Origin of the sequence: Methyloceanibacter sp., from assembly GCF_035650995.1 — a bacterium.
Lineage (GTDB): Bacteria > Pseudomonadota > Alphaproteobacteria > Rhizobiales > Methyloligellaceae > Methyloceanibacter.
Genome location: NZ_DASRGO010000146.1, coordinates 1 through 7,384, shown reverse-complemented (window position 1 = coordinate 7,384; position 7,384 = coordinate 1). Strand labels below are relative to the sequence as shown.

At 64.4% G+C, this 7,384-nt stretch carries 7 protein-coding genes; 3 read left to right on the top strand and 4 right to left on the bottom strand.

Annotation, left to right across the window (positions count from 1 at the left end):
- Both VFB18_RS11055 and hpnI read right to left on the bottom strand, forming a co-directional pair.
- The coding region (locus VFB18_RS11055) for a radical SAM protein (protein ID WP_324974952.1) at window positions 1-948 on the bottom strand (948 nt) is incomplete at its 3' end.
- A 17-nt stretch (window positions 949-965) separates the two neighbouring features.
- Window positions 966-2,120: a bacteriohopanetetrol glucosamine biosynthesis glycosyltransferase HpnI gene (hpnI, locus tag VFB18_RS11050; protein WP_324974949.1), complete on the bottom strand. Its 1,155-nt coding sequence runs from the start codon at window positions 2,118-2,120 to the stop codon at window positions 966-968.
- 51 nt (window positions 2,121-2,171) lie between these two features.
- Between hpnI and VFB18_RS11045 the strand changes: the two genes are divergently transcribed.
- The 3 genes from VFB18_RS11045 to dxs all read left to right on the top strand — a co-directional run bounded on the left by VFB18_RS11045 (window position 2,172) and on the right by dxs (window position 5,859).
- A complete protein-coding gene (locus VFB18_RS11045) occupies window positions 2,172-3,158 on the top strand; it encodes a VacJ family lipoprotein (RefSeq protein WP_324974946.1) in 987 nt (328 codons plus the stop codon).
- A 58-nt stretch (window positions 3,159-3,216) separates the two neighbouring features.
- The gene (locus tag VFB18_RS11040; protein ID WP_324974943.1) at window positions 3,217-3,834 is read left to right on the top strand and encodes an ABC transporter substrate-binding protein; all 618 of its coding nucleotides are present in this window, start codon (window positions 3,217-3,219) and stop codon (window positions 3,832-3,834) included.
- Between the two features lie 69 nt (window positions 3,835-3,903).
- Window positions 3,904-5,859 (top strand): 1-deoxy-D-xylulose-5-phosphate synthase, encoded by a 1,956-nt coding sequence (dxs, locus tag VFB18_RS11035; protein ID WP_324974940.1) that lies wholly within the window; start codon window positions 3,904-3,906, stop codon window positions 5,857-5,859.
- Window positions 5,860-5,862: 3 nt separating this feature from the next.
- Here the strand turns inward: dxs and VFB18_RS11030 are convergent, their stop codons facing one another.
- Together VFB18_RS11030 and VFB18_RS11025 are read right to left on the bottom strand one after the other, a co-directional pair.
- Window positions 5,863-6,855, bottom strand: coding sequence for a lysylphosphatidylglycerol synthase domain-containing protein (locus VFB18_RS11030; protein ID WP_324974937.1), 993 nt, complete (start codon window positions 6,853-6,855; stop codon window positions 5,863-5,865).
- Window positions 6,852-7,384, bottom strand: a 533-nt coding sequence (locus tag VFB18_RS11025; RefSeq protein ID WP_324974934.1) for a ChbG/HpnK family deacetylase, incomplete at its 5' end; no start/stop codon positions are given. The genes VFB18_RS11025 and VFB18_RS11030, both read right to left, overlap by 4 nt.

Below are 7,384 nucleotides of genomic sequence, written 5' to 3'. Positions count from 1 at the left end.
GATGTTGTGCAGGATCTGCTGGTTGCCCGACTCGTAGCCGACGAGAAGGAGACGCAGACCGTTGTCCCTCATCACCTTCAACGTGTCGTAAGGGACGTTGGCCTTGGCGTTGCACGACCAGGTGATGCCGAGCTTGCCGATTTCCCGCGCCAGCGCTTCGACGCGCGGCAGATTGTCGGTGAGCGTATCGTCGTCGAAGAAGAATTCCTTCACCTGCGGGAAGGCGGCTTTTGCCCAGCGCAATTCTTCCATCACGTGGCCGACGCTCCTCACGCGGTAGCGGTGGCCGCCGACGGTCTGCGGCCACAGGCAGAAGGTGCAGCGCGATTTGCACCCCCGCCCCGTATAGAACGAGATATAGGGGTGCTTGAGATAGCCGCCGAAGTAATTCTCTATAACGAGGTCGCGCTTGTAGACCGGCGTCACAAAGGGAAGCTGGTCCATGTCCTCGAGTATCGCGCGATCGGGATTGTCCACGATGACGCCGTCGCGGTTGCGATAGGAGAGGCCGGCGATCTTGCCGAAGTCGCGGCCTTCGGCGACCTCCTTGATGGTGAAATCGAACTCGTTGCGGGCGACGAAATCGATCGCGGGCGAAGCCTCGAGGCTCTGCTTGGGCTCGACGGCGACCTTGGCGCCGATGAACCCGATCTTCAAATCGGGATTGAGCGCCTTCATCGCCTCGGCCGTCTTCACGTCGCTCAGGAACGAAGGCGAAGAGGTGTGGAGGATGAGGAGCTCATAGTCTCTGGCGTAAGGCGCGATGTCGTCGAAGCGTAGACGATGCGGTGGAGCATCGATGAGCTTTGAGTTGGGGACGAGCGCGGCAGGTTGGGCGAGCCAGGTCGGATACCAGAACGAGCGCACTTCGCGCCGCATCTGGTAGCGCGCGCCGGCGCCGCCGTCGAACCCGTCATACGACGGGGCCTGCAGGAAGAGCGTTCGCATGACTGTTCCTGTTTCCCTCAGCTTGGCGTCAAGGTGCCATCGGAACGAAGCCCGTAACGCTGGCCGCGCCACGTCAAGGTCCCCGGCAGGAAGCCCGCCGCGTAGACGGCGAGACTCAGCAGATCGCGTAACGGGCTAAGCAAAATCGCGCCGCTACGGGCTCCGCCAAGCCTCCCTGCTTGCCTCGATACAATCGCCCTTGAGGCAAGCGAGAGCAAGAGGACAAAGAGGCTCGGAAGCGTGAAGCCGGCACAGACGGCGGCGGCAAGCGCGAAGGGCATGGGGTTGGTCAGGGCAAGGCCCGCATATCCCAATGGATCAATGCTGCGGATGGTGCGGGCGGCGCGGACCTCGTGCCGGAACAGCTCGGAGAAGCTCTCGTCGCAGCAGACGTGAGTGACGATCAGGCGCGGAATTTCCACGCCAAGTCCAAGCCTCCGGACGGCTGCCCCGAGCGCGTAGTCGTCGGCGAGCTGATCGGAGAACGCCTCGAAGCCGCCGATTCTCGCAAGCGTGTCCTTGCTGAGCGCAATGGTGGCGCCGAAGCAAGGCTTGGCGAGCCCCGCGGCAAGGCCGACAAGAGCGTTTGGCAGGAAGTGGCTGTTGATGCCCTCGGCGGCGAGCTGCGCCCAAATACCGCCCGAGGCCACGCCACAATAGAGACAGCTTGCTGCCCCAACGCCAGGCTTCTCGATCGCCGCGATCACATTTTCGAGATAGTCGGGCCCGACCCTGATATCGCTGTCCGATATCACCAGGATGCCGTGCGTCGCGCCAGATAACATATTGATTAGATTTGATATTTTTGGATTTGTGCCGTGGCGGGCAGCATTGACCGAGAGTCTGATGTCACGGTCGGGAAAGCTCTTTCTGAGCCGTTCAATAAGCTCGGCGATCGGACGATTTTCCTTCTGAAGGCCAAAAATCAGCTGGATTTGTCCACCATAGTCCTGGCGGCAGAACGAAATGAGATTTGCTTCAAGCTCGGGCTCGATGTCATAAAGGGGCTTGAGGATGGAAACCGCCCGCTTACGAGAGTTGCGTGTGGCGTTCTTTTGGGCAAATCTCGCGAGGAGGCGTGCCGCAATAAGGGCATAGAGGCAGCCCAAAATTGCGACGGAAGTGCAGATTAGCCACAACCAGATCACCAGTTTCGGGGTAAACTCGAACATTAACCAGCCCTGGGTTTGGGCGCAGGGGCCCCTGCCGACGGGGTGGGGCATATGAGGGCGAGAGACTTTAGCATTGCGGGCCGCATCGCGGCGCTTGTGCTGACTTGCGGGCTTGCCGCCTGCGCGTCAGGCGGCACGCCTGCGCCTGAGTTTCTTGCTGCTCAACCCCCGGCCTCCACGATGAAGGACGCCTCGGCCCCGGTCGAGGCCCCAGCGGATGATGTCGCGGCGCTGCCCGAGGATCAGGGCATGACCACAGACCCGTATGAGAAGATGAACCGCGCGATGTTCGAGCGCAACCAGCGCATCAACCATGCGGTGATCTATCCGGTGGCGAAGGCCTACCACGACACGGTTCCCGATCCGGTGCGTAAATCCGTGTCGAACTTTGCCGATAACCTCGGCGAGCCGATGGTATTCGCCAACGACCTCCTGCAGCTGCGCTTGGGCGCCGCCGCGACGACGGCTGGCCGCTTCGCCGTCAACTCGACGATCGGTATCGGCGGCCTGTTCGATGTGGCAACGTCGCAGAAGCTCGAGAAGCAGAGCGGTGATTTCGGCCAGACGCTCTATGTCTGGGGCATGCGCAAGAGCAACTATCTCGTCGTGCCCGTGATCGGTCCCACCAACGTTCGCGACCTGATCGGGACGACGGTCGAGTTGGTCGCCACCATTCCGGCCGGAGGCTTGCTGCAACAGGGAATCGAGGCAACGCACTACGCGGCACAGGCCGCCAACACGGCGAACACGATTACTGTCGCGGGATCGGTTGCGACCCCGATCACCAAGCTCGACGACGTTCAGCAGATGCAGGCGCTCGAGGACAGCTCGCTCGACTTCTACACCATGCTGCGCAGCGTGGTTGAGCAGAAGCGCCAGGCCGAGCTCGACGAGGCTGTGGCGAACAGCCTATGGACCGCGCCGCCGCCCAGCCCGGCCGCGGCTTCAACGTCGCCGAGCACGCTGATGCGCCGTGACCCGCCGCGCGCCGCCAAGGAGGAGGAGCTCCTGAGCAACGTCCTGACTGCGGTGCAATGATGCGACCCCAATAAAGTTGCCCGACCAAAGAAGAACTCGAGTGAGTAAAGGCCGCCAAATGCCGTTGAGGACCGTCATAAAGTTCAGTCTCGCCCTTGGGCTTGCCGCTCTGATCCAGTCGCACGCGTTGGCCGCCGCCGATCCGGCAGCCTCCCGCATCACGGTGTTCTACGGGACCCTGCTCGACACCATGAAGCAGGCGAAGCAGCTCGGCGTTAAGGGGCGCTACGACAAGCTCTCTCCAGTGCTGGTCAAGATCTACGATCTCCCCTCGATGTCCAAGCTGGCGGTAGGTCCCGCCTGGACCAGCCTGAGCCCGCAGCAACAGGCGGGCATCATCAATGCTTTCACCAAGATGACGGTGGCGACTTATGCCAGCCGTTTCGACGGCTTCTCCGGCGAGCAGTTCCAGGTGCTCGAGACGAGCGACCGGCCGAACGGCGACAAGATCGTCAAGACGCAGATCGTCAAGTCGGACGGCGGGACCGTCCCGCTCAATTACCTGATGCGCAAATCAGGCGCCGACTGGAAGATCGTCGATATCTATCTCGACGGCACGATCAGCGAGCTGGCAAACCGCCGGGCCGAGTTCGGCGCGATCCTCAAATCGGGCGGACCCGACGCGCTCGTGGTTTCGCTCAACAAGCAAGGCGACAAATTGCTGACCGGGAGTTGATCCCGAACCAAGATATGTGTGTAGCGCCGGTTGTCGGGGGACGGCCGGACAGAAGCGGGGGCAGGGGGAATGGAGTTAGGGGTCGCGCGGGCGTCGAAGACGCCTGTCCTGGACAAGGTCGATACGCCAGCGGATCTCCGCGCGTTGCCGGAGTCCGACCTCCCGCAGCTCGCCGCGGAGCTCCGGCAGGAGCTGATCGACGCGGTCTCCATCACCGGCGGTCATCTCGGCGCGGGGCTCGGCGTGGTCGAGCTGACCGTCGCCTTGCACTATCTGTTCGACACGCCGCGCGACCGGCTGATCTGGGACGTCAGCCACCAAGCCTATCCTCACAAGATCCTGACCGGGCGGCGAAACCGCATTCGCACCCTGCGCCAGCCGGGCGGCCTGTCGGGTTTCACCCGCCGCGTGGAGAGCGAGTACGATCCGTTCGGCGCGGCGCACTCATCGACGTCGATCTCTGCCGGTCTCGGCATGGCGGTGGCGCGCGATCTCACTGGCGGCGACCGGCGGGTCATCTGCGTGATCGGCGACGGCGCCATGAGCGCCGGCATGGCCTACGAGGCTATGAATAATGCCGGCGCGCTCGGCTCGCGCCTGATCGTGGTCCTCAATGACAACAACATGTCGATCGCCCCGCCGACCGGCGCGCTCTCGACCTATCTTGCCCGCATCACATCAAGCCGCTCCTATCTGTTCTGGCGCGGTTTCTTCAAGCGCCTCGCCAAGTTTCTGCCCAAGCGCTGGGAGCGCAGGCTCGAACGGCTCGAGCTGTTCGCCCGCCATTTTTGGCAGGGCGGCGTGTGGTTCGAGGAGCTCGGCTTCTACTATGTCGGGCCGATCGATGGCCACGATCTCGGCCAGCTTCTGCCGGTGTTGCGTAACGTCCGCGATGCGGAGAACGGGCCGATCCTCGTTCACGTCGTCACCAAGAAGGGCAAGGGCTATGCGCCGGCCGAAGCGTCGGAGGACAAGTATCACGGCGTCGGCAAGTTCAATGTGCTGACCGGTGCGCAGGCGAAATCCGAGGCCAAAGCCCCGACCTACACGCGAGTCTTTGCCGACAGCCTGATCGCCGAGGCGAAGAAAGATGACAAGATCGTCGCCATCACCGCGGCGATGCCCGATGGGACGGGACTAGACCGCTTCGCCAAGGAGTTCCCGGACCGTGCCTTCGATGTCGGCATCGCCGAGCAGCACGCGGTGACCTTCGCCGCCGGATTGGCCGCGGAAGGGATGAAGCCGTTCGCGGCGATCTATTCCACCTTCCTCCAGCGCGCCTACGACCAGGTGGTTCACGACGTGGCCATTCAGAATCTCCCGGTCCGCTTCGCCCTTGACCGCGCCGGGCTCGTCGGCGCCGACGGACCGACCCACGCGGGCTCCTTCGACCTCGCTTATCTCGGCTGCCTGCCCAACTTCGTGATCATGGCGGCGAGCGACGAGGCCGAGCTCAGGCACATGGTTGCGACGCAAGTCGCCATCGGCGACCGCCCTTCGGCCGTGCGCTATCCGCGCGGCGAGGGCACCGGCGTCGAATTGCCGAAGGAAGGCGCGGTCCTTCCGATCGGCAAGGGCCGCATTCTGCGCGAGGGCACCTCCGTCGCCATTCTCTCTCTCGGCGCCCGTCTCGCCGAGGCGCTGAAGGCCGCCGATCAGCTCGCCGGCTTCGGGTTGTCGGCGACGGTTGCCGACGCGCGCTTCATGAAGCCGCTCGATCGCGAGCTTATCCACGCTCTCGCCTCCAACCACGAGGTCCTGGTGACCGTCGAGGAGGGTTCGATCGGCGGCTTCGGCAGCCACGTTCTGCACTATCTCGCCGAGACCGGGCTTCTCGACCGTGGGCTGAAGATCCGCACCATGGTCCTGCCCGACGTGTTCATCGATCACGGTCAGCCTTATCAGATGTACGAGTTGGCCGGCCTCAACGCCTCGGCGATCGCCAAGACGGCGATGGAGGCTCTCGGGGAGGAGAGCGAGGCGCCGTATCGCGCCGCATCGATAGCGCCCATCCATCGGCTCTAGCGGTCAGCCCGGCGATTTGGCGCGGCGGCCCTTTGCCCACAGCCGCCGCGTTTCGATGCTCTGCCAGATCACGAGGCAGGGCAGCCCGGTGACAAGCTCGCGCCCGCGCTTCAGCAGGGAAAGCGCGAGTGCCACCTCCGGCGACAGCCCGAACAGCGCCCCGATGAGAATATAGCCTCCCTCCTGGATCCCGAGCCGCGAGGGGATGACGAAGGCGGCGGTGCGCAGGGCAAAGGCGATGCTCTCGAGAATCAGCGCATCCGACCAGGCGATGGCGTGCCCCATGAAAGAGAGTCCGGCATAGGCTTCGCCGGCGCCCGCCGCCCAGGCGGCGAGATGGATCGCGCCCGAGGAGAGCACCCGTGCGCGATGCCGGTAAATCGCCCTGAGGCCGGCGTGAATTCCCTCCGCGTCGGGGAGCACGGACCAGGCCCATTTGACATCGAACCGCTCGGGCAGCCGCTCGAGAAAGCGAAACAGGCCCTGGCGCTGCGCGAGGATAAAGCCTCCCGCGGCGAGCACCGAGAGGGTGATGCCCGTGACCAGCCACGGGCCGATCGCGAGCCCGCGATACCAGGTGATCAGGAGGGCGAGCCCGAACAGGGTGAACACGATCTGGCTCAAGATTTCGAGGGTGAGATCGACGACGATGCTGGCGCCGGCCATGCCGGGCCGGACGCCGGCGAGCGCCAACTCGCGCGCGCCGGCGATCTCTCCCGCCGTCGGCAGAAGCGCGATCAGGTTGCCGACGCTTTCCCGCAGCCAGCGCGCCCACAGACAGATGAGAACGGCGCGGGGCGGCGCATCGAGGATCAGGAGGCGCCACGCGACCGCGCAAAGCAAAAGGCAGACGAGGTAGATGCCGATCAGCACGGCAAGGCCCTGCCAGCCGACGGCGAGAGCCGCATCGGCGACCTGGCGCCAGCCGAAATGAACGATGAGGACGGTCGCGACCGCAAGCCCGAGCAGGGCGCCGATGATGAGGCCTACTCTCATGCGAGCGCCGCCCGATAGGTGAGCGGCCTCAGGCCCATCGCGTTCAATTTGGCTTTGACCGAGCCACTGAGCAAAGCCCGGAACTCCGCCTCTGGCTGGTAGGAGGCGGGCGGAGCGTCGGATCCGTTCCACCGCCGCGTAGCCGGGTGGCAATAAATCTCGGTCACGCCGTGCGGCAGGTGGTCGAGCAGGCGCAGCACGCGGGCCTCGCTCATCGCGCCGCTGTCGTGGAGCCCGAAGACACAGTCGTTCGTCTTCATGCCGCCTCCGCTCAACCGGCCTCGGATGCGGCGCGACTGCACGGCATAGAACAGAGAACCCGCCAAGCGGCCGAGCGCGCGGTCGCGATTGGCCCGGAACGATGCGGCGTAAGGTTCGTAGGGAAGCCGCAACGGAGGATTGTCGAAGCCGGGCGCGAGCGCTGCGATGGCGTCGAGCACGACCGGATGCAGGTGGAAGTGCCGGTGTCCGTTGATGTGGTCCATGGCGAAGCACGTGGCGCCAAAGCGCTCGAACTGGGCCTCGATCT

What these genes read in the sequence shown, in the direction of transcription:
- VFB18_RS11045 (WP_324974946.1), top strand. Translation starts at nt 2,172, where the DNA reads ATGAGGGCGAGAGACTTTAGCATTGCGGGCCGCATCGCGGCGCTTGTG.
- VFB18_RS11040 (WP_324974943.1), top strand. Translation starts at nt 3,217, where the DNA reads ATGCCGTTGAGGACCGTCATAAAGTTCAGTCTCGCCCTTGGGCTTGCC.
- hpnI (WP_324974949.1), bottom strand. Translation starts at nt 2,120, where the DNA reads ATGTTCGAGTTTACCCCGAAACTGGTGATCTGGTTGTGGCTAATCTGC.
- dxs (WP_324974940.1), top strand. Translation starts at nt 3,904, where the DNA reads ATGGAGTTAGGGGTCGCGCGGGCGTCGAAGACGCCTGTCCTGGACAAG.
- VFB18_RS11030 (WP_324974937.1), bottom strand. Translation starts at nt 6,855, where the DNA reads ATGAGAGTAGGCCTCATCATCGGCGCCCTGCTCGGGCTTGCGGTCGCG.